Source organism: Leifsonia sp. NPDC014704 (assembly GCF_043083605.1).
Lineage (GTDB): Bacteria > Actinomycetota > Actinomycetes > Actinomycetales > Microbacteriaceae > Leifsonia.
The window spans coordinates 453,052-476,345 of sequence record NZ_JBIBYW010000002.1 but is presented as its reverse complement, the minus strand read 5'-3'; the positions used below and the strand labels follow the sequence as shown (position 1 = coordinate 476,345).

The following is a 23,294-nucleotide window of genomic DNA, read 5'->3' as shown; positions in this document are numbered from 1 at the left end:
CTCCTGTTTTCGAATTTCTGTAGCTGTGCCGTGAGGCTTTACTTGACGCTGCCGATCGAGAGCCCGCCCTGCCAGTATCGCTGCAGGGTCAGGAACGAGACGATCAGCGGCACGATCGAGATGAGCGCGCCCGTGATCACGAGATTCCAGAGCGACTGGCCGCCGGTGTTGACCTGGGCCTGCGACTGCAGGGCTCCGAGGCCGACGGTCACCGGGAACAGCTGCGGGTTCGAGAACATCACGAGCGGCAGGAAGAAGTTGTTCCAGGTGCCGACCACCGACAGCAGCAGCACGGTCACGACCGCCGGCCGCATGAGCGGGAGGGCCACCCGGGCGAAGATCCGGATCTCGCCCGCGCCGTCGACGCGGGCCGCATCCACCATCTCCGAGGGGATCGCCTCGTCGGTGTAGACCTTCATCAGGTACACCGCGAACGGGTTGAGCATCGAAGGCAGGATGACGGCCCAGATCGTGTTGGTCAGGTGCGCGCCGCTCATCAGCACGAACAGCGGGATGACGAGCACGGTCGCCGGGACCATGACCGACCCGAGCACGATGGCGAAGAACGCCCTCCGCCCGCGGAAGCCGTACATCGAGAACCCGTATCCGGCGAGGACCGAGAGAACGGTCGCCCCGATGCCGCCCGCGATGGCGTACAGGAACGAGTTGCCGAGCCAGTGCGCGTACAGGCCGCCCGAGTAGCTGAACAGCGACGAGATGTTGCCGAACAGGTCGAACGAGCCCCCGAACCACAGCGGGCTGGTCTTGCCGTCGAACAGGGTCTGCTGGCTCTTCGTGCTGGCGACGATCAGCCACCAGAACGGAAGGGCGAAGTAGACGATGAAGGCCGCGAGCACGATATGCGGGATGACCAGGCGGCCCGTCCGGCGACCGGCCGGGGCATCACGTCGAGCGCGGACGGGACGGCCGGTACGGATGCTGCGGGTATCGGCGGCCGGCTCGATGCCGGCGAGTTCTGTCGTCATTTCATCAGTCCGCTTCTCTTGCGCGTGGCGAACATGAACGCGTACGACCCGATGAAGACCACGATCCCGAGCGCGAAGGCGATCGCGGAGGCGTAGTTGAACTGGTGGTACGAGAACGCCACCGTGTACGCGTAGATGTTCGGCGTGTAGTTGGAGGTGATGGAGCCGGACGCCATCCCGCGCAGCATCTGCGGCTCGTTGAAGAACTGCAGCGTCCCGATCAGCGAGAAGACGAGGACGAGCAGCAGCGAGGAGGCGACCATCGGGATCTTGATCCGCAGCGCGATCTGCCAGGCGTTGGCGCCATCCACTCGCGCCGCCTCGTAGATCGTCGGGTCGACGCCCTGGAGAGCCGCGTACAGGATGATCATGTAGTAGCCGGCCCACTGCCAGGTGACGATGTTCACCAGCGAGCCGAAGACGTTCTGGTCGGAGAAGAAGTTGGGAGCCTGCAGGCCGACGAACCCGAACAGCTGCTGCGCCGGGCCGAAGCTCGGGCTGTAGAGGAAGCCCCACATGAGGGCGCCGATGACGACCGGCACCGCGTACGGCACGAAGATCAGGAGGCGCGACACCTTCGCGAAACGCGTCGTCAGCGCGTCGATGAGGAGGGCCGCGATGAGGGCCACCACCATCTGCGCCGGGATCATGACGACGGCGAAGAGGAGGACGCGCCAGACGCCTTCGAGGAACAGCGGGTCGGAGAACGCCCGGATGTAGTTGGCGAAGCCCACCCACGAGGTGCCTCCGGCGAGCGTCGTGTTCTGCAGGCTCAGCACGAAGGCGTAGACGAGCGGGATGAGCAGGAACGCGACGAGGAAGACGGCGAACGGAGCGGTGAACGCCCAGCCCCAGCGCGCGCGGCGGAGGCCGACCATGTCACGGCGGCGCGGCGTCCGCGGGGTGCGCTGCCGCGGCGGTGCGACGGCGGATTGGGTCATCGGTGAAGCCCTTCGGAGTGGAACGGATCGAGGGGATGCGCGGTGCCCGGGCCGGGGGAACCCGGGCACCGCATCCTGTCGCTACTTGACGGTGTAGCCCTGCTGCTTGGCGTAGCTCACGACCGCCTTCTGGTAGGTCTCGAGCGCCGCCTCCGGCGTCGCCTTGCCCTTGTTGGTCGCGTTGACCGCATCGGTCAGCTTGTCGTACACGAGGTTCTGGAACGGGCTGAACTGGAAGCCCTTGTAGTCCTTCGCCGCGGTGAGGAACACATCCTTGTTGATCTGCTGCCCGCCGAAGAAGGGGTACGCCTTCGACGTGAAGTAGTCGGACTCGAGGATGGGCTTCCAGAGGGGGAACAGGGCTGCCTTCTCGATGCCCAGCTTCCAGGCCTCCTCGGTGCCGAAGATCTCGGTGGCGACCTTGGCCGCCGCCTTCTGGTCCTGCGCCTGCTTGCTCACCGCGAAGGCCGAACCGCCGATGTTGATCTGGACGGGGTTGGCCGGGTCCCACTGCGGGACGGGAGCGACGGCCCACTTCGCCGTCTTGTCGGCGCCGGTGAAGCCCTGGAGGTAACCGGGCAGCCACGCGGCCGCGATCACCGAGGCATAGGTGCCGTTGACGAGGTGCGTGTTGTAGTCGGTGGTGGAGGAGTCCTCCGTGCCGACGAGCTTCTTCTGGACGAGTCCGTTCCAGTAGGTGAGCACCTTCTGGCTGGCCGGGTCGTCGAGGTCGACCTTGATGTCCTGCTTGCCGCTCAGCTCGAACGGAGCGGCGCCCGCCTGGGCGAACAGGGCCGTCTGGTAGGCGCGGCCGTTGCCCGGGAAATCGGTCATCAGGGTCTTGCCGCCGGTCGCGGCCTTGATCTTCTCGGCGTCGGCCGCGTACTCGTCCCAGGTGGTGGGGACGGTGAGGCCGTACTTGTCGAAGAGGTCCTTGCGGTAGAGCAGACCGACCGGGCCGCCGTCCACCGGGATGGCGTACGCGGAGCCGTTGCTGCTGATGTCGCTCCAGGCGCCCTCGGAGTAGTTGTCCTTGACCTTGTCGGCACCGAGCTTGCTCAGGTCGACGATGGAGCCGTCGGCGATGTAGCTCGGGACGACCTCGCTCTCGAGCATCACGACATCGGGGGCGCCGGAGCCGGCCTGGATCGCCGTCGAGAACTTGGTGTACTCGTCGTTGCCCGCACCGGTGTTCGTCCAGCAGATCTGGACGTCCTTGTGGTTCTTGTTGAACAGGTCGACGACCGGCTCGAAGTTGGGATACCAGGCCCACATGGTGACCTGCTTGGCATCGGAATGGACGATCTTGTTCTGGCAGCTGGCTGCTGCGCCGCTGCCTCCGGAACACCCGGTGAGCGCCGCGACCGCGACTGCGATCACGCCGCCCGCTGCAAGGAGCTTCTTCATTGGATTCCCTTCGCGGTGTGCTGACACCCTTGTCTACAACGTTAGAGAACAACGTTGTAGAGACCATGATGCAGAACGGATGTGACCGTGTCAAACGGATTTCGTCAGGCCCGTGTCGACTCGCGTTCGACCAGGCGGAACGGCATCGGCAGCCGCTCGGGGACGAAGGGCTCGTCCGGGTGCTCGATCCTCCGCACCAACAGGTCGATGGCCGTGCGGGCGATCCGCTCCCGGCCCGGGTCGATCGACGACAGGCTCGGGATGGAGTACTCCGTCTCCTCGATGTCGTCGAAACCGATCACGGCCACGTCCTCCGGGACCCGTCGACCGGCCTCCTGGAGCGCGCGCAGCGCCCCGAGCGCGATGGCGTCGTTGAATGCGACGACGCCGTCGAACCGCATCCCCGTCGCGAGCAGTTCGCGCATCGCGTCCGCCCCGTTGCGCCGGTGCCAGGGGTCGACGGGAACCACCAGCGTCTCGTCGAACGGCAGGCCGGCGGCCTCCAGCGCCTGGCGGTATCCCTCAAGTCGCAGAGCGGCCGAGCCGACGTGGTCGGCGGGATGCGCGCCGAACGCAACGATCCGCCGGCGGCCGGAGTACAGCAGGTGCTCGGTCGCCGCCCGGGTCCCCTCGGTGTTGGCGATGATGACATGGTCGCGCGGCACATCCACGTTGCGGTCGCCGAGCAGCACCACCGGCGTGCCCAGCTCCGCCAGCAGCTCGACGTCGCTCTGATCGAGGGCGAGCACGCTGTGCAGCACACCGTCGACGGTCTGGGCGTGCGGATGCCGCAACGCGCCGATCTCCTGGCGGCGGTCGAGGCCGTACTGCTCGATCAGGACGGCCAGCCCCCGCTCGGCCGCCGCCATCATCACCGCGTCCGCCAGCTCGGCGAAGTACGCGTTGCGCAGATTCGGGATCATCAGCGAGATCACGTTGGTCCGCCCGGAGCGGAGTCCGCGGGCCAGGAAGTTGGGCCGGTAGCCGAGCACGTCGATCGCATCCAGCACCTTGCGCCGCGTCTGCTCACGGACGTGCGGGTGGTCGTTGATCACGTTCGAGACGGTCTTGACCGATACTCCGGCGAGCACGCTCACGTCCTGCATCGTCGCGGCCATGCACGCTCCCCTCTCGCAGCCCTGCTGTGACTTTATAACGTTGGAACGACGATCGTCGCCGCAGCGGCCGGACCGCGCGCCGAGCCTCGGTGCGACGGTCAGCGGAGGGCGGCCGGCCGAACCCGGACGGGCGCGAGCCATGTCGAGACGATCACCGCCGTCAGGGCGCCGGCCGCCATGATCGCCGCCAGGACGACCACCTGGAAGCGGCCGGCCTCAAGCGGGGACACGCCTCCGAAGATCGCCCCGACGAAGGCGCCGGGAAGCGTCACCAGACCGGTCGTCTTCGTCTGATCGACGGACGGGATCAGCGCAGAATAGACGGCGTTGCGCGCCAGCTCCAAAGTCGACTGTCGAGGGGTCGCACCCAGCGCGAGCCAGCCTTCCACCTCGTCCCAGTGATCGCCGACCGCCTCGGTGAAGCGGCGCCCCGCCAGCGTCGCGATGCTCATCGAGTTGCCGATCACGATGCCGCCGATCGCCAGGGCGTAGCGCGCGCTGAACTCGATGGCCCCGGTGAGGAAGACCACCGAGAACGACACGATGACGCCGACCGCCATGGCCGTCGCCATCATCACGGCGTGCTCCGACGACCATCCGATCCGGCGCGTCGCCGTGGCGGCCGCCACGGAGAACATGACGAGGAGGGCCAGCGCGACCCAGAGCGGATCGGTGATGACGCCGGCGAGCACCACGCTGATGACGGCGAGCTGTGCGGCACCGCGGAGGATGGCAAGGGCCGGCGCCCAGCGATGCGGCACGCCGTAGGCGGCGAGCACTCCGACGGCGACGAGCGCGAGCACGGCGACGCCCAGCAGCGTGGGCGCCAGCTCGTGGACGATGGGCACCCGACGAGCCTACGGCGCGGTGCGGGAGCGGCGGAAACGGAGGGGATCCGGACGGGGGATGCGGCCGGATGCGCGAAACGGAGGGGACCCTGCCGGCAACGCGCAGGAACCCCTCCGTTTCGACGGGGTCAGCGCTTCAGGTTGGTGAGCTCCTGCAGCACCTCGTCCGAGGTCGTGATGATGCGGGCGTTCGCCTGGAAGCCGCGCTGCGCGACGATCAGGTTGGTGAACTCCTGCGAGAGGTCGACGTTCGACATCTCCAGCGAACCTCCCTGGAGCTGGCCCAGGCCGTCCTCGCCGGGGCCGCCGAGCTGGGCCGCACCCGAGTTGACGGTGGCGCGGTAGGTCGAGCCGCCGCCCTTCTCGAGTCCGCCCGGGTTCACGAAAGTGGCGAGTGCGATCCGGCCCACCGCCTGCTTGTCGCCGTTCGAGAAGAGGCCCGTGATCGTGCCGTCCTTGTCGAGGGTGAACGACTCGAGGGTTCCTGCCGCCCGGCCGCTCTGGTCCTTGAAGGCGACCGTCGTGATGCCCGAGTAACCGGTGACCGCGCTGAGGTTCACCGCGACGCCGCCGACGGTGAGCGCGCCGCCGCCGGTGAGGACGCCGTTGGTGAAGGTGAGCGTGCTGTTTCCTGTCGCTCCCGCGGCGTCCGCGCCCGCCACATCCCACCCGGTGCCGGTCTTGGTGAAGGTGAGGGTGAGCTTGCGGGCGGTGCCGTTGGCGTCGTACACGGAGATGTCGCGCACCAGCTGGTCGCCGGCCGCGGCGTCGGAGGGCAGGTTGCCGGTGACGTTCGACGTCGTGGTGGCCGAGGCGGGAGTGACGGCCTTCAGCGGGATGGTGATGTCGCTCAGCGCGCCGCCCTGCTGGATGACGCCGTTGACGGCGTTCCAGCCCTGCAGGATGGCACCGCCCGGCCCGACCAGGCGGCCGAGCGCGTCGGGGTCCAGTGAGCCTGCGCGCGTGTAGACCGTCTCGCCGCCGACCTTCATCACGAAGAAGCCGTCTCCGTTGATCATGATGTCGGTGGAGCGGCCCGTCGCCTGGGCGGCGCCCTGCGTGAAGTTGGTCGAGATGCCCGCGACGAGCACGCCGAGACCGATCTGGGCGGGGTTCGTTCCGCCGGTCTGGCCCTGGGGCGCACCGGCGCCCTGCACCAGCTGGGACAGGGTGTCCTGGAACTGCACGGCGGACGACTTGAACGCGGTCGTGTTGACGTTGGCGATGTTGTTGCCCGTCACATCCAGCATGGTCTGGTGCGAGCGGAGGCCGGAGATTCCGGAGTAGAGCGAGCGGAGCATGGCGTTTCCTTTCTGAGGAAGGTGCGTGAGGTCAGGCGGTCGGCGTCGTGGAGCCCGAGCCGGCTGGGGCGGGGGTGACCACGCCGAGGATGGCGTCGAGGGCGAGCTTCTGATCGCCCACCGTGACGATCGGGACCGCGCCGGCGTAGGAGACGGACGAGGCGAGCCCGGTCTGGGTGTCGCCGTTCTTGTCGAGATAGCTCACGGTGTGACCGATGAGCGCGGCCGCAGCTTGCCGCATCTGGAGCGCGAAGCCCTCCTGGGCGGTCGTGTCCATGTTGGTGAGCTTCTCCATCATGGCCAGCTGCGTCGTCTGGGCGATCATCTGGTTGGTGTCCATCGGCGAGCTCGGGTCCTGGTTGCGGAGCTGGGTGACCAGCAGCTGCATGAAGGCCTCGCTGTCGAGCGACTGCTTCGGCGTCCGCGTCGGCGGTGTGGAGTAGATGCCGCCCGTGGGGGCGGTGTCTGCTCCGGTGATGGGGTCGACGGCCACGGTGGCTCCCTTCTAGACGATCAGGTCGATGGTGTGCGCGGACCCGTCCGCGAGTGCGGACAGGGTGGATCGGGGGGATGCGACGCCCTCGGAGGAGGCCCGCTGTGCGGTCGGCCGTCCCTCCGGGGCGCCATGACGACCGCCGCCGGGCGCGTCGTGCTGCGGCGCCGGCTGGTTCTGGGACGACAGGTCGAGCGTGCCGGTGAGGCCCGCGCCGCCGAGGTCACGGCGCAGGTCCGGGAGGATGGCGCGCAGCGCATCCCGCCCGGCATCCGTCGGCGCGAACAACTCGACGCGGACGCCCTCGCCGCCGACGTGCGCACGGACCGTCACCGGCCCGAATGTGTCCGGGGTGACGTGCACGGTCATGACGTGCTCACCGGCGCCGGCCGCGGCGAGGGTGAACACCGGGCGGGCGAGCTGCGCGCCCAGCGTGGCCTGCGGTGCGGGGGCAGCGGGAGCGGGGGCGGCGACCGGTTGCGCGGTCGGAGCGCGCTCGAGACCGGGCAGCGGCTGCGGGGCGGCCGTCGGTGCGGCGACCGGGTCGGCCTTCGGGGGCTCGGGGCGAGTGGATGCGGTTGGCGCCGCGGCTGCGGACGGCGCAGCCTCGGCCGGTGCTCCGGCGGTCGCGGTCTGCGGGGTAAGCGGCGGCGTCGTCGGAACGGCGGCCGCCTGGGCACCTGCCGCTGGGGCCGTGGGCGCGGTCGCCGCTCCGCCGGTCCCCGTTATCGGGGCTGGGGCAGCATCAGCCTCGCCCGATACCCCGCGTGGGGCGGCAGCGGAGCCGCTCGCACCGCGGGCCGGTCGGGACGGGGCACCCGCCTCTCCGCTCTCCCCCGCGTTCGCGACCGCGACGGCCGCCACGAGCGGTGACTCGGTGCTCGAATTCGGGTCGAGTGGCGACGTGATGTCGCTACTCGACGGTGGGGTGACGGAGACCGGGGGCGTCGGCGTGGCGGGCTGGGGGGCGTCGGACGGTGCGGCAAGGGTCTGGGCCACAGCGGAAGGCGCGCCGACGGATGGGCTACCGACGGTCGGGCTGCCGGTGATCGGGGATGCCGCGGCCGGTGTGGATGCGGCGGCCGCGGTCACGACGGGGGACGTTGCGGCGTCCGTCATCGCGGCCGGGAGACCCGGAACCGTGGTGGCGGTCTGCGTCGGGGCTGTCGACGATGACGGAGTCTCCGTGCCGGTCGCTGCGGCACCCGCTGACGTGCCGTCCGCGCCGGCGGCAGCGTCGATCTGACCGTCCGCGCCCCCGGTCTGCGTCGGTCGAGCAGTGTCTCGCGCGGCGGCAGCTCCGGCTGCATCCGGCTTGTCCACACTCCGGTCGTGCTCGCGCGCCGCCTTCGGCCGCGATCCGCCGTGCGCATCCCGCGGGGTGGCATCCACCGCGCCCTGCAGGAAGGCGTCGAACGCGCCGCCGGAGCCCTTCGTCGCGCCAGAGCCGGGCCGGGCTGCCGTGGACGGCGCAGCGGGCGGAGCGGACGTGACCGTTGCCGGGCTCACAGGGAGCCTCCCTGCACGAGTGACGCGAACAGCGAGCGCATCATGTCCGCCTGGGCGGAGGAGGCGGACGATGCAGAGCCACCGAGCCCCGCCAGCGCCGCAGACGGAGCCGCGCTCGCCGGCGCCGCCTGCGGAAGCACCCGCCGGATCGTGACGATGTCGGAGTCGCTCATCCAGTTGTCCACCAGGCTGACGTTGCGCCCTTCGCTCGGAGCGTGGATGACCTTGCCGTCTCCCGCATAGATGACGATGTGCTCGCCGCCGTTGGTGACGATGAGGTCGCCCGGCTGCGCCTGAGCGAGCGATGGCACCTCGGTGCCGACGGTCGACTGCCCGGAGACGAGGCGCGGCACGTCGATGCCGAGATCCTTGAACACGCGCTGCACCAGCCCGGAGCAGTCGAGCCCGGAGGCGCTGGTGCCGCCGAAGACGTAGGGGACGCCGAGGTACTTCTTGGCGTCCGCGACCACATCGGCGCCCGTCGGTGATCCCGAACCGCTCGTCGCACCCAGCGCGCCGGACAGCGCAGCAGCGAAGTCCGTGGCCGACGTGGCCGACGCCCCCGATGTCCCGGAAGCGGACGAGGCCGACCCGGCAGCCGCCGTCTTCGCCGGGTTCTCCAACTGCACCAGCGTCGCCTGGATCTGCGCGATGCGCCCGATGGCGTCCGTGACGGTCATGCCTCTCCCCCTTCTCGCGCGCGCTGCCACGCGCCGGTGGCCATCTCGTCGATGGCCGACTGTTCGGCGCTCAGTTCACCGGCGACGACCTCGGCGCGGTGGCGGTTCTCCAGCTTCTCCAGCCCGACCGCGCGCTTCTTCGCCTCGGTGAACGCCTCCTGCGCTGCGGCCGCCTCGGCTTCGCGTTCCGCGGCGAGCGCCGACAGGTCGGCGAGCATGCTGCGGCTGGATGCGCGCGCGGCGGCCATGGCGAAGAGCGTCCCCGCATCGGTTGCCTCCGCGGGCACGGCGTGCAGCGCGGCGATGGCGCGAGCCTGCCGTTCCCCCGCATCCCGCCGGAGGGCGTTGGCCGCGGCGAGATCGCTCGCGGCGTGCTCCTTCTCGATCTGCCGCAGCCGCAGCAGACCGGCCAGTGCGAATGCTCGTGCCATCACACGCCTCCCAGCATCCCGATGAGTGCCTGCAACCGGGCCCACGACTCCGCCGACGGGGCCGGTTCGCCGATTCCCTGGCGCAGGAACGCGTCGATGGCGTCGGCGTTGGCGACCGCAGCATCCACCTTCGGGTTGGTCCCCGGCTTGTAGGCGCCGACGTCGAGCAGGTCTTGAGCGGCGACCTTGGCGGCCAGCACGCTGCGCAGGGCGATCGCCGCCGCACGCTGCTCGGGGGTCGTCACGCGTGAGGCGAGACGGGAGACCGAGCCGAGCACATCCACCGACGGGAAATGCCCCACGACCGAGAGCCTGCGGTCGAGCACGACGTGACCGTCGAGGATGGAGCGCGCCGCGTCGGCGATCGGCTCGTTGTGGTCGTCGCCGTCCACGAGCACGGTGTACAGACCCGTGATCGAACCGGTCTCGCCGGTTCCCGCCCGTTCGAGCAGTTGCGCGAGCAGCGAGAACGTCGACGGCGGGTACCCGCGCGTCGCGGGCGGCTCTCCGGCCGAGAGACCGATCTCGCGCTGCGCCATGGCGACACGGGTCAGGGAGTCCATCATCAGCACGACGTCGGCGCCCTCGTCGCGGAACGCCTCGGCGATGCGGGTCGCCGCGAACGCCGCGCGCAGGCGCATGACGGCCGGTTCGTCCGAGGTCGCCACGACCACGACCGAGCGCGCGAGGCCGTCGGGGCCGAGGTCGTCTTCGAGGAACTCACGCACTTCGCGCCCGCGCTCCCCCACCAGCGCGATGACCGACACCTGCGCGTCGGTCCCCCGCGCGATCATCGAGAGCAGCGACGACTTGCCGACGCCCGAGCCGGCGAACAGACCCAGGCGCTGGCCGCGGCCGGTGGTCACCATCGTGTCAAGAACGCGGACGCCCAGGCCGATGGGCTGCAGGATGCGCGCTCGGCGCATCGCGTCGGGTGCGCGGTTGCCCAGTGCGACGAAGCCGTCCGCCTCGATCGGGCCGCGACCGTCGACGGGGCGGCCGAGCGCGTCGACGACGCGGCCGAGCATCCCCCGCCCGGTCGGGACGACCAGCGGGGCGCGCACGGCACGCGCGGGGGCGCCCGCCGCCACACCGGTCAGCGGGCCATACGGCATCACCCGGACACGGTCGGCCGTCGTCGCCACGACCTCGGCGTGAACGCCGGGCTCCTCCCCGATCACGACGACGTCGCCGATCGCGGCGGGTACTCCTTCGATTTCGGCGCCGAGGCCCACCACGGCGGTGACCCGGCCGACGGTCTCGACCTGCGCGGCCGCCACGGCCGCATCCCAGCGACCGCCGACGACCGGGGTCAGCACCGCGCTCACGACAGGGCCTCCTTCGCCCGGTCGAGGGCGGCGTGGATGCGCGCATCCAACCAGCCGTGCGGGAGCTCGCCGATGGCATCGCCCGGCGCGAGCGTCGGGTCGGCGACCAGCTGCAGGTCCTCCCCCGCCCCGGCCGCACGGAGGGCGGCGATGTCATCGGGATGGAGGCGGACCACCGGAACGACACCGCCCGGCGCTGCGGACACCACGCGTCCGACCGCCGCGCGGGCAGCGGCGACCCGGTCCTGCAGCGCGACGCCGACGACGGCCGTCGCCAGCTCGAACGCCGCATCCACCAGCGCGGACTCCGCATCGGCGAGCACCGGAACGGTCGCCTCCCGCAGCTCGACGGCCGCCGTGCGGAGGGCCCGCGCGAGCACCGCGACCTGCTCGGCCGCCTCCGCCGTCTCGGCGGCCCGGGCCGCATCGGCCCGGTCGACCCACTCCGCCTGCTCGCGCGCGGCCGCACGGCGTCCCTCGGCGTAGCCGGCCGCATAGCCGCGGGAACGGGCTGCCGTCATGGCGGCGCGCTCGTGCTCCGTCTCGGCCAGCACCGGGACGGTCAGCGGCGCGAAATCGCGCACGAGGGCGGCGTCATTCGACATACGCGTCCTCGTCCCCACGCTGCACCGTGATGGCGCCCGTCGCCTCCAGGTCGCGGATGGCCCGGACGATCTCGGCGCGGGCGTCCTCCACCTGCGACACCCGCACCGGGCCGAGGATGCGCACCTCGTCCTCGAGGATCTCGCGGTTGCGCTCCGAGAGGTTCGTGGTGATGACCTCGCTGACGGCCTCGGACGCTCCCTTCATCGCGACGGCCAGGACGGCGGCGTCGACGCCGCGCAGCACCTGCTGTACGTCGCGCGATTCGAGGCGGACGATGTCGTCGAAGGTGAGCATCCGCGACCGGACCTCCTCGGCGAGCTGCGGGTCGCGCTGCTCCAGCGCCTCCAGCAGGGCCTTCTCGGTGGCCGCATCGGAGCGGTTGATGATGTCGACGAGCGGCTGTACTCCCCCGACGGCGTCGGACGCCGCCCGTGACGACACGACCGCGCTGGCCCGCTGCTTGAGCGTCTCGGCGACGACCCGCACGGCATCCGGACTGGGCGATCCCATCGTCGCGATGGCGTGCGCGACCTCGGTGCGTGCCGTGTCGTCCAGCCCGGCGAGCACCCGCGAGGCGTGATCGGCGCGCAGGTGCGCGAGCACGAGCGCGCTGGTCTGCGGCAGCTCCCCGGCGAGCAGCATCTGCACCTGGGCAGGCTCCACCGCGTCGAGGAACTCGAACTGCTTGCCCGCCAGGTTGGATGCGACCCTGTTGAGCACGCCCGTCGCCCGTTCGGCGCCGAACGACGCCTCGAGCAGTCCGACCGCGATGTCCCGGCCACCCCGCGTGGTCACCGCACCCCGGGTCGCCAGGTCGTGGAACTCGCTGAGCGCCTTCTCTGCGACCCCCGGATCCACGCGGCGCAGCCGCAGGATCTCAGCCGTGATCTCGTCGGCCTCCTCGTCGGAGAACTGCTTCATCACCTGGGCGGCGCGCTGCTGATCCATGTTCATCAGCACGACCGCGACCTTCTGCGCGCCGGTCAGGACGGTGTTCATACGCCCGCCCTGTCATCCATGAGGCTGCGGAGGAACTCCGCCGTGCGCTGCGGGTCGCGCTCAGCGAGCGCCTCGATCTCGGCGCGACGACGATCGGCCTCGACCTCGGCCGGGTCGGGCGTGGGGTCGGGAAGCGGGTCGAGCTGCATCGGCACCGTCGGGGCGGCCTGCTCCAGTGCGATCGGGAAGGCCGCGGCGTCGAGGGCCAGCGTGTCGGCGTCCTCGGCGAGCGCCGCCGTCTCGGCCGCGCGGCGCCGGCCGCGTCGGAACAGGAGGAACGCGATGATGGCCGCGGCGACGATCGCGGCTGCGATGACGGAGGTCCGGATGATGCTGCTGAGCTGGTCGGCCGCGGCGGCATCCTTCGCCTCCTGCAGCGCCTTGGCCGCCTCGGTCGCGCCGGTCTTGCTGAACGGCACCATCTCGACGCTGACGGAGTCGCCGCGCTTGACGTCGATGCCGGCGGCCGCGTTGACCAGGTTGCGGATCTCGTTGGCGCTGACATCACCCACGGCGTCCGAGTTCAGGGCGACGGAGACGGTCTGCCGGTTGATGGCACCGGCCGGGATGGTGCGCTGCTCGGTGATCTTATCGACCGCGTTGTCCTTCGTGCTCGACTCGGAGTTGAAGGTTCCGTTGCCGTTGGTGCCGTTCGGGACCGCGATGTTGTCGGGTCCGAGCACACCGGCGTTGCTGCCGCCGGAACCCGTGTAGGTCTCCTTCTGGGTCGTCTCGCTGAGCGACGGCGCATCCGTCGGGGCCGAGTACGACTCCTCCGTACGCTGCGCGCTCTCGGTGCTGACGTCCGCGGCGACGGCGACGGTCGCATTCCCGGCGCCGACGACCTTGTCGAGCATCTCCTGCACCGCGGACTTCACCCGGGTCTCGTAGTCGCTCGCCTGCTTGTCCGCTCCCCCGGTCGCTCCGCCGCCGACCGTGCTCAGCACGGTGCCGTCGGCGTCCACGACGGCGACGTCCGTCGGCTTCATGCCCGGAACGGCCGCGCTGGTCAGGTGCACGATCGCCTGCACCTGGTCGGCGCTGAGGGTCACCCCGCTTTGCGTCTCGACGAAGACCGACGCGGTCGGGTCCTTCTTCTCGGCCGCGAAGACCGTCTCCTGGGGGATGGCGAGGCGCACCGACGCCGCCTTGACGCCCTTCATAGCGGCGATCGTGTTGCCGAGCTCACCCTCCATCGCGCGCTTGTAGGTGACGTTCTGCTGGAACTCCGACGAGGTCACGCCCATCTTGTCGAGCAGCGAGTACCCGCCGGTGGTGGATGCCGGGAGACCGGCCGAAGCGGCCTTGAGGCGCTCGTCGTAGACCTTCTCCTGCGGGACGAGGATGGTCGAGCCGCCATCGGTGAGCTGGTACGGCACGCCGTCCGTGCGCAGCTGGTCGACGATCGCAGAGGCGTCCGACGCGGCGACACCCGAGAACAGCGGCGTGTACGACGGCTGCGACGCCCACAGGGCGAGACCTGTCGCGCCGAGGGCGACGACCGCGACACCGATGATGGCGATCACCCGCTGGGCCACGGAGAAGCCGCGGATCGAGTCGCCGATCCGCCGGAAGAAACTGGTCACCTGCTGAGGCATCAGGCCTGCATCCGCATTATCTCGTTGAAGGCGTCGACCGCCTTGTTCCGGACGCCGGCGACGAGCTCCAGGGTGACCTGGGCGCGCGTGGAGGCGAGCGTCGCGTTATGGATGTCGTCGAGGTTGCCGGTGACGGCCTGGATCGCCAGGCGGTCGCTCGTGCCCTGCAGCCCCTGCAGGTCGTCGATCGCCCCGGTGAGGGCGTTGCCGAAGGCGGCTCCCCCGGTTCCGCCGGTCTGCTGGGTCGCTGAGACCCCGGCGGTGGCGTCGATGCCGGAGAGCGCTCCGATCGCGGGGATGGGCATCAGTTCCTCCCGATCTGGAGTGCTGCCTGATAGGTCTCCTTGGCGCGGTCGACGACGGCCGCGTTGGCCTGGTAGCCGCGCTGCGCCATGATCAGCGAGCCCATCTGCTCGGACAGGTCGATGTCGGGGTACCGCACGTACCCCTTCTCGTCGGCGACGGGGTTGTCCGGCTCGTAGACCATGCGTCCTTCGGCACTTCCGAGGGCAGCGCCGGCGACGTAGACGCCGGAGACGCCCTCGCCCTCCTGTGCGACCACGTAGCGCGCCTGGAAGGCGGCCCCGTCCGTCGGCTTCGCGGTGTTGATGTTGGCCAGGTTGTCGGAGATGGCGTCCAGCCAATGGCGGTGCAGGTTCAGCCCCGTCCCGGCGATCCCGATGGCGTCGAAGGTCATGTCGTGCTCCTCTCGTCGGTGTCCTGGCTCAGGTGGTCTTCAGGGCGGCGCGGATGGCCGAGAACTGCCCGCCTGCGGCTTGCGAGGCGAACTGGAAGCGCAACACCGTGTCGACGTTCGAGAGCGTCTCGGTGTCGAGGTTGACGTTGTTGCCGTCGAGCCGCGTCGGCTCCAGCGAGCGAGCGGTCGTCGCGGCGGCGTGTCCATCGTGGTCGGCGACGGAAGCGGCGAGGGCGTCCTCGAACGACACGCGCTCGGCGGTGTAGCCGGGGGTGTTGACGTTGGCGATGTTGTTCGCGATGGCGCGTTGGCGCGCGGCGAGGCCGTCGAGGGCGCTCGCGAGGGCGGCGCTGGTCACGGATTCGAGCACAGCTGCACTCCTGGGTCGTGGGGCGGCCCATCCGTGGCCAAGTCGATGAGCGATCCGTGCTCGAAAGGAGCTATCGGCAGCTCTCCCCCGCCCGTTAGGGACGACGTCCCGGGCGTGTTCGCCGAGCGATTTCCCACACCGTCATCCACAGCGCGTACCCCGATGTGAATTACACCCCTGTTGTTTCGAAGGGGTGTTCGATGTTTATAGAATCGGTGCGAAACTGCCGGTCAGACGGAATTTCTCGAACGTGGGAATCCGAGAGTACACACATCTCGCGCGTGTCCTCCACACGATTCACGCGCTCATCCACTGCTTCTGCACAGAGTTATCCACAGGTGGAGAACTGCTAGGGGGAGTCAGCCGATCAGGTCGAAGTAGACAGGATGCGCGCCGACCTCGGAACGGGGTACAGAACGCACCGCCGCGAGGTGCCGCGCGGTCGTCTGACGCACGTCCTCGAGGTAGCGAATGGTGTGCAACTGGGCCTCCAGGAGACGCGTCGCGCGCTCGTGCAGCTCCGGCGGGATCGGGCCGAGCGCGATCGGCGGACGCCAGGGGACCGGGTCCACCTGCGCCAGCGCGCCGTGGAGCTCCTGCTCCATCCGGTCGAGCGCATCGGCCCAGGCGGCGGCGTCCGGCGGAGCGTCGCGCACCGTCTCGTCGGCGCGCGAGGCGCCGTCAGGCGACGCCGAGGTCACGACCGGTCTCCGCGGTGACACCGACCGCCGGCAGCAGCGCAGCCGCCTCGTGCCAGGTCTGGCGCAGCGGCTCGGCCAGCGCGATCGCCTCGCGCACCTTGCCCGGGTCGCGCTCGATCATTCCGCCGACGATCAGATCGGCCAGGTAGCCGTACAGCTGGAGGAGGCCCTCTGCGCCGTCCCACAGGTCCACGCGCAGGGTTCCCGCCAGCTCGGCGACGATCTGGTCCGCGTGACGGAGGTTCTCCCAGGCCGTCGGCCACTGCTCCGCGACGAGGGCGGACTCGCCGCGGGACAGGTCGAGAAGCAGGCGGTCGTACAGCATCGTGAGCAGCCGGGCCGGACTGGCCGACAGGACGCTGTCGCGGTTGTAGGCCGAGAGCTTTGCGGCGGCGGAGGTGAGGACGTTCATCATTTGCTCGCAGTGGGGAGGGAGGACAACTGGCCGGTCAGCCACGACGACTGCGACTGCAACTGCTGCAGCTGGACCTCGAGGTTCGCATAGGTCTTCTCCAGCGAGGACCTGCGGTCGGACAGCCGGGTGTCCCAGTCGGTGATCTGGTCGTTGAGACTCTTGACGGTCGCCTGCTCGCCTTGGATCTTGAGCGAGAGGGAGCCCGAGTACGTGTCGCTCGCACCCTTCGATGTGTCGGCGACGCGCTGCGCGATGACGGCCACCGCCGCGTTCACCTTGTCCGGGTCGGCGGCCATCGCTTTCGCGAAGACGTCGGGGTCGAAGGTGACCGCGCCATCCCGCGTGATGCTGATGCCGTACGTCGACGGGGAGACGCCGTCGATCGGAGCGATGATCGCGTCGACGAGCTTCTGGTTCACGTCGCGCGTGACGGACTCACCGGTGAACACGCCCGCGGTCACGACCGTCCCGCCGGCAGTGTCGGTGGAGGTGGAGACGGCCTGCTTCGCGCTGATGTAGCTGAGGATGTCGTTCACCGTCGAGACGAGCGATTTCGCGGCATCCGAGATGGCCTTGTCGTCGCGCGCGACCGTGAGCGTCACGGGGGTGGTGGATGCCGCGGTCGCCGTGACCGTCACGCCGGGCAGTACGTCGGAGAAGGTGTTGGTGGCGCTGGTGACCGCCTGAGCGGCGCCGGTGCCCGCCCAAAGGGTGAGCTGTGCATCCTGCGCCTGGCGGATCTGGGACGCCCCGGCGTCCGCGAGGAGATTGGTCGCAGTGCCCGCCGTCACATCCGCCGACGTTCCGCGATAGGCGGTGAATGCGGCCGCTGCGCCCGTCTTGGTCGAGCTGAACTGCAGACGATAGAGCTGCTGGCCGGTCGCCGGGTCGAGTCCCGCCGCGACTCGCGTGGCGCTGACACCGGCCCCCGCCTTGTTGATGGCGGCGGCGACGTCGGCCAGGGACGAACTGCTCGCGGTGACCTGGGTCACCGTCCCGTCGGCGGCGACGAAGGTCAGTGTCGGCGGCTGGTCCGGCCATTCGGTGAGCGGCCCGGTGACCATGACCTGCGACTGGGCCAGGCGGTCCACGGTGAAGTCGATGGTGCCGTCCACGGCCCCCGTGCCCGCGGTCGCGGTCACCGTCGTGGACCCTGTGGTGGCGGTGTGCAGGTCCGTGCCGGTCGGCAGAGCCAGCTTGGCGGCGGAGTCGCCGAGGGCGGCGATCTTCGAGTTCAGCGCCTGCATCGCCGAGATGAAGCTGGAGGAGTCTGCGACCTTGTTCTTGAGGAGGGTCTGCGGAACCGCCTCGGCCTGCATGAGGCTGTCGATGAGGTCCGTGGTCTTCAGGCCGCTGATGAGGCCGTCGATGGCCATGCCCATGCGGTGATCTCCCTCCTACGACGTGGTGTGCGGTTGGTCGGCGGCCGGGGCGCGCTTTGGGGACTACGCCCCGGCCGCCGGGCCTATCAGCGGAGCAGCTGCAGGACGCCCTGGTTGCCCTGGTTCGCCTGGGCGAGCATGGCGGTGCCGGCCTGCGACAGGATGTTGGAGCGGGTGTACTTCACCATCTCCTCCGCCATGTCGGTGTCGGTGATGCGGCTGGACGCGGCCGACAGGTTCTCCTTCGAGACCGCGAGGCTGCGCGACGCCGACTCGAGGCGGTTCTGCGAGGCGCCGAGCTCCGCGCGGGCCGTCGACACCGAGGTGATGGCGGCGTCGATCGCGGTGATCGTCGTCTTCGAGGTGGCGTTGTCGGTCACCGCGAAGCCGGCGCCGGCGGCGATGCCGTCCGTCGAGGCGAGCGTGCCCACCGCGGTGGAGACGTTCGCCAGGTTGACGTCGATCGAGTCGTTCGCGGTGTCGCCCGCGCCGACCTGGAACGTCAGCTTGCCGCCCTTCAGCAGGTCGATCCCGTTGAAGTTCGTCCCGTTGGTGATGCGGTAGAGCTCCTTGCTCAGCTCGTCCGCCTCCTTCTGGATGGCCTTGCGGGAGTCGACCGAGTTCGAGTCGTTACCGCCCTGCACCGCGAGGTCGCGCATGCGCTGCAGGATGGAGTGGACCTCGGTGAGCGAGCCTTCAGCGGTCTGCACGACGCTGATGCCGTCCTGAGCGTTGCGGGCGGCGACGGTCAGACCGCCGACCTGCGACTTCAGGCCCTCCGAGATGGCGAGACCGGCCGCGTCGTCCGCCGCACGGTTGATGCGGAGGCCGCTGGACAGCTTCTCGAGCGACTTCGAGAGGTCGCTCTGCGTGTTGTTCAGGTTGCGGTAGGCGTTGTTCGCCGCGATGTTGGTGTTGATCTGCATACCCATGATGTTTCCTCCATGACTGGGTGGTGATTCGCGGCCCTTCCGTGGTCCGCATCAGCCTCTATCGGCTGTCCTGTCCGTCCCGTTAGCAGCAATCCGCTCCTGACTTTTTCGCGTCCTCCGGCCGGTTCGGGCGGAAAAAGTCAGGAGCTGATGGCTCAGGACGCCCGGGCGGAGCTCGGGGACGTGGGGGAGAGGCGCGAGACGCCCGCGACCGCGTGCTGCGCGAGGCGTGCCAGATAGGCGCTGCGCCGGGCCTGCGAGGTCTTCGCCTCGATGATGACGGGGTCGCCCTCGTCGGCGTAGTGGGTGGCCATGCCTTCGCGCATGAGGCGGATGGCCTCCGAGCGCTGCTGCGACACAGCGGAGTGGGTGATCCCCAGCTCCTCCGCGATCTCGGTCACCGTGCGGTCGTCGAAGTAGATGGCCTCGACGATGGATCGCATCCGGTCGGGGAGGGCGGCCACGGCCGCACGAACATAGGCGGTCTGCTCATCGGCCAGCAGGGACTCCTCGGGGCCGACGGTCTCCGAGACGAGCAGCGGCTCGATGGTCTCGTCGAGTGCGGTCACTGTGCGGGAGGCGTCGGCGAGGCCCGCTGCGGCCGTTTCGCGGTCGACGCCGAGCGCCCCGGCGATCTCGTCGACGGTGGGCTTCCTCCCGAGGGCGGAGGTCAGGCTCTCCTGCACCGCGAGGGTCTCCTTGATGCGCTTGCGCGCGGAGCGTGTGGCCCAGTCGGATGCGCGCAGCTCGTCGGCGAGTGCGCCGAGGATGCGGGTACGGGCGTAGGCGCCGAACGGGACGCCCGTGGTGGAGTCGTACGCGTCGGCCGCCTGGACGAGGGCGACGGCGCCGGCCGAGGCCAGGTCGTCGCGCGACAGGTGGGTGGCACGGGAGCACAGGTCGGAGACCAGATAGCCGACCAGCGGCAGGTTCTCCACGACGAGCGTGTTGCGTTCGTTCCGGTTCACGCTGGGCGACCCCTCTTCATCGGACGGGTACCGCGCGTCGACCTCGTTCGGGGAGGGCGTCACGGGTACTCGGGCGGTGCGGTGGACGCTCGGGCTGGGTCGGGTGCCGAGCGAGGTGCTAGGAGTCTTCCGCTGTTCACGGTAACAATTCGAGACTGTTCAGATTGCATGCTTTCTGTCCCCATTACGGGGCAGTCCGTACCCCCAGTACGGGGAATACTGGCAGCCCCCCGGAAAGCGGTACGTCGTGCCTCTCGCCGGGATGGTCACGCGCCTAACATCGGGCGCAAGCGTGCCGATGGTCTGGGGTGGCGGAACACATCCACCGCCTTCGGAACCCGAGGAGACCAGGTGCGCACATCGACTCACGAGGAAGTTGGTAGCGACATGGCCGCGAGCGAACTCTCTGCGCAGCTCTGGAAAGAACGCGAGCTCCTCGAGCTGCTGCTGTTCAAGCTGGAGGAGGAGCAGCTGCTGCTCATCGCGGGCAAGTCGCGGTGGATCTCGCACGCCACCCGTGAGGTCGAGCAGGTCATCGAGCGGATGCGCGCCGTCGGCCTCGCCCGCACCGTCGAGGTCGCCGCCCTGGCAGAGGAGTGGGGGCTCGGCCAGGATGCGACCCTCCGTGAGCTGGCCACTGCCGCCCCCGACGGGATCTGGTCCGACATCTTCGGGTCGCACCTCGCGGCCATGACCGAGCTGACCGCGCAGATCGCCGAGGTGCGCGACACGAACGAGCGCCTGCTCCGGGAGGCCGCCCGCTCCACGCAGGAGACGCTGAGCTCGCTCTCGGGCGCCGGCAACGACCCGGGCGTGTACGGAGCGGGCGGCACGGACCGGGCGGGCGACACCGCGCGCTTCTTCGACACGGAGGCCTGACCGGATGAGCACCTTCAGCGGCCTGAACACCGCGTATACCGGGCTGGTCGCCGCCAAGGCGGGCCTCGACGTGGTCGGACAGAACCTCGTGAACGCGAACACGCAGGGCTACACCCGGCAGCGCGTGACGACCTCCGGAGTGCCCGCGCTGTCGTCCGCCGGGCTGTTCAGCGGCGGCGTCCGGCCGGGTCAGGGCGTCACCGTCGACGGCATCCAGCGCCTCGATGACGCCGCACTGGATGCGCGGGTGCGCACGACCACCGCACTCTCCGGGTACACGAACACGCGCGCCGACGCCCTGGCCACCCTCGAGCAGTCACTCAACGAGCCGGGGACCAACGGTCTGTCGGCACAGCTGCAGAAGTTCTGGTCGGCCTGGGGCGGTGTGGCCAACCAGGCGGGGGAGCAGGCGCCCGCGGGCGTGCTGCTCGGCCAGGCGGGGAGCCTCGTCACCCAGTTGCAGACCGGGTACCGTTCGGTCGACGACCAGTGGAGCACGCTCCGCGCGTCGATGGACGGCATGGCCTCCGACCTGAACACAGCCGCGACCGCCGTCGCCGACCTCAACGGCCGCATCCGCTCCGCACTGGCGTCGGGTCAGTCGGCGAACGAGCTGCTGGACCGGCGCGACCTGCTCACCGCATCCATCGCCAAGCTCGCCGGGGGAGTGGTCCGGCCGAACGACGACGGCACCGTGGACGTGCTGGTCGGCGGAAACGCGCTGGTCTCCGGCACCAGCACCAACCTCGTGAAGGCAGCCGGAGCCTCCCGCATGACCGACGCCGCGACCGACCCGGCGCGCCTCGAGTGGGCGTACCGGCCCGGCGCCGCGATCGCGCTCGAGGGCGGATCGATCGCCGGAGCCGTCTCCACACTCGCCCCCGCCGACGCCTCCGGAACCGGGGGAGTGCTCGCGGAAGCGGCCGTCAGCTACAACGCGTTCGCCGTGACCCTGGCCCAGCGCGTCAACGCCGTCCATTCCACCGGGGCGACGCCCACCGGCGCCACCGGTCTCGACTTCTTCGCCATCGACCCCACGAAACCGGCCGCGCTCGGCCTCTCCGTCGTGCCGACCGGCGTCGGCCAGATCGCCACGGGCACCCCGGGAGCGGGTGGCACCGACGGCAGCATCGCCGACGCGATCAGCCAGCTCGGCACCGGTGCGAACGCGGTCGACAAGCAGTGGTCGTCCTTCGTCGTGCGGGTCGGCGTCGCCAGCCGCACGGAGAAACAGCAGTCGGACCTCGCCGACCTCGCGAGCAGCGCCGCGACGAACGCCCAGCTCGCCGGCTCCTCCGTCGACCTCGACGAGGAGAACATGAACATGCTGTCCTTCCAGCACGCCTACCAGGGCGCCGCGCGCGTGATGACCGCCGTGGACGAGGCCCTCGATGTGCTCATCAACCACACCGGACTCGTCGGGAGATAACCGTGATCAGCCGCGTGACCAACGCCACCCAGACCCTCAACGCCCAGCGCAACCTGCAGCTCAGCCTGCAGCGCCAGGCGCAGTTGTACGACCAGGCCACCAGCCGCCGGCTGCTGAACAAGCCATCGGACGACCCCACCGCCACGGCGAGCGCCATGGGCGTGCGGTCCGATGCCGCCGCCACCGCCCAGTACCAGCGCAACGTCGACAACGGCGACGCGTGGCTGACCACCGCCGACTCGGCCCTCAGCTCCGTGGAGACGCTCATGCGCCGGGTCCGCGACCTCACCCTGCAGGGCGCCAACGACGGCGCCATGTCGCCCGCGGCGAAGGAGTCGATCGCGACAGAACTCGACGGGCTGAAGAAGAGCCTCCTCTCGCTCGCGAACAGCACCTACCTGGGCCGGACGGTCTTCGCCGGCAATTCGGACGCGGGCGTCGCCTTCCAGCCGGACTACTCGTTCACCGGCGTGGCGGGAAGTACAGTGGAGCGCAGGATCGGCCCCGACACCACGGTGCGGGTGGATGCGGACGGTGCCGCGGTCTTCGGAACCGGCGCCACGTCGGTGTTCGCGCTGATCGACAATACGGCGAACGATCTCCGCACGGGCGTGAACGTCGCCCCGCGGATCGGGGAGATCGACGACAGGATGAAGGCGATCGTGGGAGAGCACGCGGAGGTCGGGGGTCGGCAGACCCGCATCGACAAGGCCAAGGACGTCCTCGCCGTGGGAGCCAACGCGCTGGAGGGCCAGCGCTCGTCGCTGGAGGACGTCGACCTGAGCAAGGTGATCCTCGACCTGAAGACGCAGGATGTGAACTACCAGACCGCGATCGCCGTGACGGCGCGCGTGCTTCAGCCGACGCTGATGGACTTCCTCCGGTGAGCGCGGTCCGCTTCCTCACCCCGCCGCCCGGACTCGAGCCGCTGGACGCCTTCGACCTCGACCCGGTCGCCGGCGCCGACGGGCTGTACACACTGGCGTCCGTCGAGCGGCCCGAGATCCGGCTGTTCACCATCGACGCCGAGCGCCACCTCCCCGGCTATTCGCCGGAACTGCCGGACGACCGCGCCACCGACCTCGGCATCGTCGAGGCCGCGGACGCGCTGCTGCTCGTCGTGGTCACTCCGTCGCGCGCAGGCAGCACCGTCAACCTGCTGGCGCCCGTCATCGTCAACCGGGCGACCGGGTCGGCCCTCCAGCTGGTGCTCGACGACGACGCTTTCCCCGTGCGCGCCGAGCTGGCGGCTCTCGCAGGAGCGTAACCGGCCCGA

The 23,294-nt window shown here is 70.1% G+C and carries 26 protein-coding genes; 4 read left to right on the top strand and 22 right to left on the bottom strand.

All coding sequences use genetic code 11. The features are described 5' to 3' along the window. Window positions 1–38: 38 nt before the first annotated feature. The 22 genes from ACF1AJ_RS13810 to ACF1AJ_RS13705 form a co-directional block, all read right to left on the bottom strand. On the bottom strand, window positions 39–986 hold the full coding sequence (locus tag ACF1AJ_RS13810; RefSeq protein WP_309855365.1) for a carbohydrate ABC transporter permease: 948 nt from the start codon (window positions 984–986) through the stop codon (window positions 39–41). Continuing rightward, the gene (locus tag ACF1AJ_RS13805) at window positions 983–1,927 is read right to left on the bottom strand and encodes a carbohydrate ABC transporter permease (protein WP_391507850.1); all 945 of its coding nucleotides are present in this window, start codon (window positions 1,925–1,927) and stop codon (window positions 983–985) included. Before ACF1AJ_RS13805 ends, ACF1AJ_RS13810 begins: the two co-directional genes overlap by 4 nt. Window positions 1,928–2,008: 81 nt before the next feature. Next, window positions 2,009–3,334 carry an ABC transporter substrate-binding protein gene (locus tag ACF1AJ_RS13800; RefSeq protein WP_391507849.1) on the bottom strand — a complete coding sequence of 442 codons (1,326 nt, stop codon included), beginning with the start codon at window positions 3,332–3,334 and terminating at the stop codon, window positions 2,009–2,011. 104 nt (window positions 3,335–3,438) lie between these two features. Beyond that, window positions 3,439–4,452, bottom strand: coding sequence for a LacI family DNA-binding transcriptional regulator (locus ACF1AJ_RS13795; protein WP_391507848.1), 1,014 nt, complete (start codon window positions 4,450–4,452; stop codon window positions 3,439–3,441). A 98-nt stretch (window positions 4,453–4,550) separates the two neighbouring features. Next, window positions 4,551–5,300 (bottom strand): ABC transporter permease, encoded by a 750-nt coding sequence (locus ACF1AJ_RS13790; protein ID WP_391507847.1) that lies wholly within the window; start codon window positions 5,298–5,300, stop codon window positions 4,551–4,553. A gap of 128 nt (window positions 5,301–5,428) precedes the next feature. Continuing rightward, a complete protein-coding gene (locus ACF1AJ_RS13785; protein WP_391507846.1) occupies window positions 5,429–6,601 on the bottom strand; it encodes a flagellar hook protein FlgE in 1,173 nt (390 codons plus the stop codon). A gap of 31 nt (window positions 6,602–6,632) precedes the next feature. Then, window positions 6,633–7,094 carry a flagellar hook capping FlgD N-terminal domain-containing protein gene (locus ACF1AJ_RS13780; protein WP_309855374.1) on the bottom strand — a complete coding sequence of 154 codons (462 nt, stop codon included), beginning with the start codon at window positions 7,092–7,094 and terminating at the stop codon, window positions 6,633–6,635. Between the two features lie 12 nt (window positions 7,095–7,106). Then, on the bottom strand, window positions 7,107–8,603 hold the full coding sequence (locus tag ACF1AJ_RS13775) for a flagellar hook-length control protein FliK (protein WP_391507845.1): 1,497 nt from the start codon (window positions 8,601–8,603) through the stop codon (window positions 7,107–7,109). Continuing rightward, window positions 8,600–9,283, bottom strand: a complete 684-nt coding sequence (locus ACF1AJ_RS13770; RefSeq protein WP_391507844.1) for a C40 family peptidase — start codon at window positions 9,281–9,283, stop codon at window positions 8,600–8,602. The genes ACF1AJ_RS13775 and ACF1AJ_RS13770 overlap by 4 nt, the downstream gene beginning before the upstream one ends. Then, window positions 9,280–9,714 carry a hypothetical protein gene (locus ACF1AJ_RS13765; protein WP_391507843.1) on the bottom strand — a complete coding sequence of 145 codons (435 nt, stop codon included), beginning with the start codon at window positions 9,712–9,714 and terminating at the stop codon, window positions 9,280–9,282. The genes ACF1AJ_RS13770 and ACF1AJ_RS13765 overlap by 4 nt, the downstream gene beginning before the upstream one ends. Further along, on the bottom strand, window positions 9,714–11,042 hold the full coding sequence (locus tag ACF1AJ_RS13760; protein WP_391507842.1) for a FliI/YscN family ATPase: 1,329 nt from the start codon (window positions 11,040–11,042) through the stop codon (window positions 9,714–9,716). Before ACF1AJ_RS13760 ends, ACF1AJ_RS13765 begins: the two co-directional genes overlap by 1 nt. Then, the gene (locus ACF1AJ_RS13755; protein WP_391507841.1) at window positions 11,039–11,647 is read right to left on the bottom strand and encodes a FliH/SctL family protein; all 609 of its coding nucleotides are present in this window, start codon (window positions 11,645–11,647) and stop codon (window positions 11,039–11,041) included. The genes ACF1AJ_RS13760 and ACF1AJ_RS13755 overlap by 4 nt, the downstream gene beginning before the upstream one ends. Then, window positions 11,637–12,647, bottom strand: coding sequence for a flagellar motor switch protein FliG (fliG, locus tag ACF1AJ_RS13750; RefSeq protein WP_391507840.1), 1,011 nt, complete (start codon window positions 12,645–12,647; stop codon window positions 11,637–11,639). Before fliG ends, ACF1AJ_RS13755 begins: the two co-directional genes overlap by 11 nt. Next, window positions 12,644–14,245, bottom strand: coding sequence for a flagellar basal-body MS-ring/collar protein FliF (gene fliF, locus ACF1AJ_RS13745; RefSeq protein ID WP_391507839.1), 1,602 nt, complete (start codon window positions 14,243–14,245; stop codon window positions 12,644–12,646). The genes fliG and fliF overlap by 4 nt, the downstream gene beginning before the upstream one ends. After that, window positions 14,245–14,550, bottom strand: coding sequence for a flagellar hook-basal body complex protein FliE (gene fliE / locus ACF1AJ_RS13740; RefSeq protein ID WP_018188966.1), 306 nt, complete (start codon window positions 14,548–14,550; stop codon window positions 14,245–14,247). Before fliE ends, fliF begins: the two co-directional genes overlap by 1 nt. Continuing rightward, complete coding sequence (locus ACF1AJ_RS13735) at window positions 14,550–14,942, bottom strand: flagellar basal body rod C-terminal domain-containing protein (protein WP_309855390.1); 393 nt, start codon at window positions 14,940–14,942, stop codon at window positions 14,550–14,552. The genes fliE and ACF1AJ_RS13735 overlap by 1 nt, the downstream gene beginning before the upstream one ends. A gap of 28 nt (window positions 14,943–14,970) precedes the next feature. Further along, window positions 14,971–15,312 carry a flagellar basal body rod protein FlgB gene (gene flgB, locus ACF1AJ_RS13730; RefSeq protein WP_309855392.1) on the bottom strand — a complete coding sequence of 114 codons (342 nt, stop codon included), beginning with the start codon at window positions 15,310–15,312 and terminating at the stop codon, window positions 14,971–14,973. 359 nt (window positions 15,313–15,671) lie between these two features. Then, window positions 15,672–16,013 carry a hypothetical protein gene (locus ACF1AJ_RS13725; protein WP_391507838.1) on the bottom strand — a complete coding sequence of 114 codons (342 nt, stop codon included), beginning with the start codon at window positions 16,011–16,013 and terminating at the stop codon, window positions 15,672–15,674. Then, window positions 15,994–16,425 (bottom strand): flagellar export chaperone FliS, encoded by a 432-nt coding sequence (locus tag ACF1AJ_RS13720; RefSeq protein WP_309855396.1) that lies wholly within the window; start codon window positions 16,423–16,425, stop codon window positions 15,994–15,996. Before ACF1AJ_RS13720 ends, ACF1AJ_RS13725 begins: the two co-directional genes overlap by 20 nt. Beyond that, on the bottom strand, window positions 16,425–17,810 hold the full coding sequence (gene fliD / locus ACF1AJ_RS13715) for a flagellar filament capping protein FliD (RefSeq protein ID WP_391507837.1): 1,386 nt from the start codon (window positions 17,808–17,810) through the stop codon (window positions 16,425–16,427). The genes ACF1AJ_RS13720 and fliD overlap by 1 nt, the downstream gene beginning before the upstream one ends. A gap of 86 nt (window positions 17,811–17,896) precedes the next feature. Further along, window positions 17,897–18,742, bottom strand: a complete 846-nt coding sequence (locus tag ACF1AJ_RS13710; RefSeq protein WP_309855400.1) for a flagellin — start codon at window positions 18,740–18,742, stop codon at window positions 17,897–17,899. Between the two features lie 155 nt (window positions 18,743–18,897). Then, window positions 18,898–19,710: a sigma-70 family RNA polymerase sigma factor gene (locus tag ACF1AJ_RS13705; protein WP_391507836.1), complete on the bottom strand. Its 813-nt coding sequence runs from the start codon at window positions 19,708–19,710 to the stop codon at window positions 18,898–18,900. Window positions 19,711–20,097: 387 nt separating this feature from the next. Between ACF1AJ_RS13705 and flgN the strand changes: the two genes are divergently transcribed. Genes flgN through ACF1AJ_RS13685 form a run of 4 tightly spaced genes read left to right on the top strand, consistent with a single transcriptional unit; the run spans window position 20,098 to window position 23,285 of the window. After that, entirely contained in the window at window positions 20,098–20,589 is a 492-nt protein-coding gene (flgN, locus tag ACF1AJ_RS13700; protein ID WP_309855405.1) for a flagellar export chaperone FlgN, read from the top strand. A 4-nt stretch (window positions 20,590–20,593) separates the two neighbouring features. Next, the gene (gene flgK, locus ACF1AJ_RS13695; protein WP_391507835.1) at window positions 20,594–22,018 is read left to right on the top strand and encodes a flagellar hook-associated protein FlgK; all 1,425 of its coding nucleotides are present in this window, start codon (window positions 20,594–20,596) and stop codon (window positions 22,016–22,018) included. Window positions 22,019–22,032: 14 nt separating this feature from the next. Continuing rightward, window positions 22,033–22,905: a flagellar hook-associated protein FlgL gene (flgL, locus tag ACF1AJ_RS13690; protein WP_391507834.1), complete on the top strand. Its 873-nt coding sequence runs from the start codon at window positions 22,033–22,035 to the stop codon at window positions 22,903–22,905. Further along, a complete protein-coding gene (locus tag ACF1AJ_RS13685; RefSeq protein WP_391507833.1) occupies window positions 22,902–23,285 on the top strand; it encodes a flagellar assembly protein FliW in 384 nt (127 codons plus the stop codon). Before flgL ends, ACF1AJ_RS13685 begins: the two co-directional genes overlap by 4 nt. Window positions 23,286–23,294 lie beyond the last annotated feature (9 nt).

Excerpts from the sequence above, each read along its gene's own strand:
- ACF1AJ_RS13810 (WP_309855365.1), bottom strand. The coding sequence starts at position 986 with ATGACGACAGAACTCGCCGGCATCGAGCCGGCCGCCGATACCCGCAGC.
- ACF1AJ_RS13805 (WP_391507850.1), bottom strand. The coding sequence starts at position 1,927 with ATGACCCAATCCGCCGTCGCACCGCCGCGGCAGCGCACCCCGCGGACG.
- ACF1AJ_RS13800 (WP_391507849.1), bottom strand. The coding sequence starts at position 3,334 with ATGAAGAAGCTCCTTGCAGCGGGCGGCGTGATCGCAGTCGCGGTCGCG.
- ACF1AJ_RS13795 (WP_391507848.1), bottom strand. The coding sequence starts at position 4,452 with ATGGCCGCGACGATGCAGGACGTGAGCGTGCTCGCCGGAGTATCGGTC.
- ACF1AJ_RS13785 (WP_391507846.1), bottom strand. The coding sequence starts at position 6,601 with ATGCTCCGCTCGCTCTACTCCGGAATCTCCGGCCTCCGCTCGCACCAG.
- ACF1AJ_RS13770 (WP_391507844.1), bottom strand. The coding sequence starts at position 9,283 with ATGACCGTCACGGACGCCATCGGGCGCATCGCGCAGATCCAGGCGACG.
- ACF1AJ_RS13765 (WP_391507843.1), bottom strand. The coding sequence starts at position 9,714 with ATGGCACGAGCATTCGCACTGGCCGGTCTGCTGCGGCTGCGGCAGATC.
- ACF1AJ_RS13755 (WP_391507841.1), bottom strand. The coding sequence starts at position 11,647 with ATGTCGAATGACGCCGCCCTCGTGCGCGATTTCGCGCCGCTGACCGTC.
- fliG (WP_391507840.1), bottom strand. The coding sequence starts at position 12,647 with ATGAACACCGTCCTGACCGGCGCGCAGAAGGTCGCGGTCGTGCTGATG.
- fliF (WP_391507839.1), bottom strand. The coding sequence starts at position 14,245 with ATGCCTCAGCAGGTGACCAGTTTCTTCCGGCGGATCGGCGACTCGATC.
- fliE (WP_018188966.1), bottom strand. The coding sequence starts at position 14,550 with ATGCCCATCCCCGCGATCGGAGCGCTCTCCGGCATCGACGCCACCGCC.
- ACF1AJ_RS13735 (WP_309855390.1), bottom strand. The coding sequence starts at position 14,942 with ATGACCTTCGACGCCATCGGGATCGCCGGGACGGGGCTGAACCTGCAC.
- ACF1AJ_RS13720 (WP_309855396.1), bottom strand. The coding sequence starts at position 16,425 with ATGAACGTCCTCACCTCCGCCGCCGCAAAGCTCTCGGCCTACAACCGC.
- fliD (WP_391507837.1), bottom strand. The coding sequence starts at position 17,810 with ATGGGCATGGCCATCGACGGCCTCATCAGCGGCCTGAAGACCACGGAC.
- ACF1AJ_RS13710 (WP_309855400.1), bottom strand. The coding sequence starts at position 18,742 with ATGGGTATGCAGATCAACACCAACATCGCGGCGAACAACGCCTACCGC.
- flgN (WP_309855405.1), top strand. The coding sequence starts at position 20,098 with ATGGCCGCGAGCGAACTCTCTGCGCAGCTCTGGAAAGAACGCGAGCTC.
- flgK (WP_391507835.1), top strand. The coding sequence starts at position 20,594 with ATGAGCACCTTCAGCGGCCTGAACACCGCGTATACCGGGCTGGTCGCC.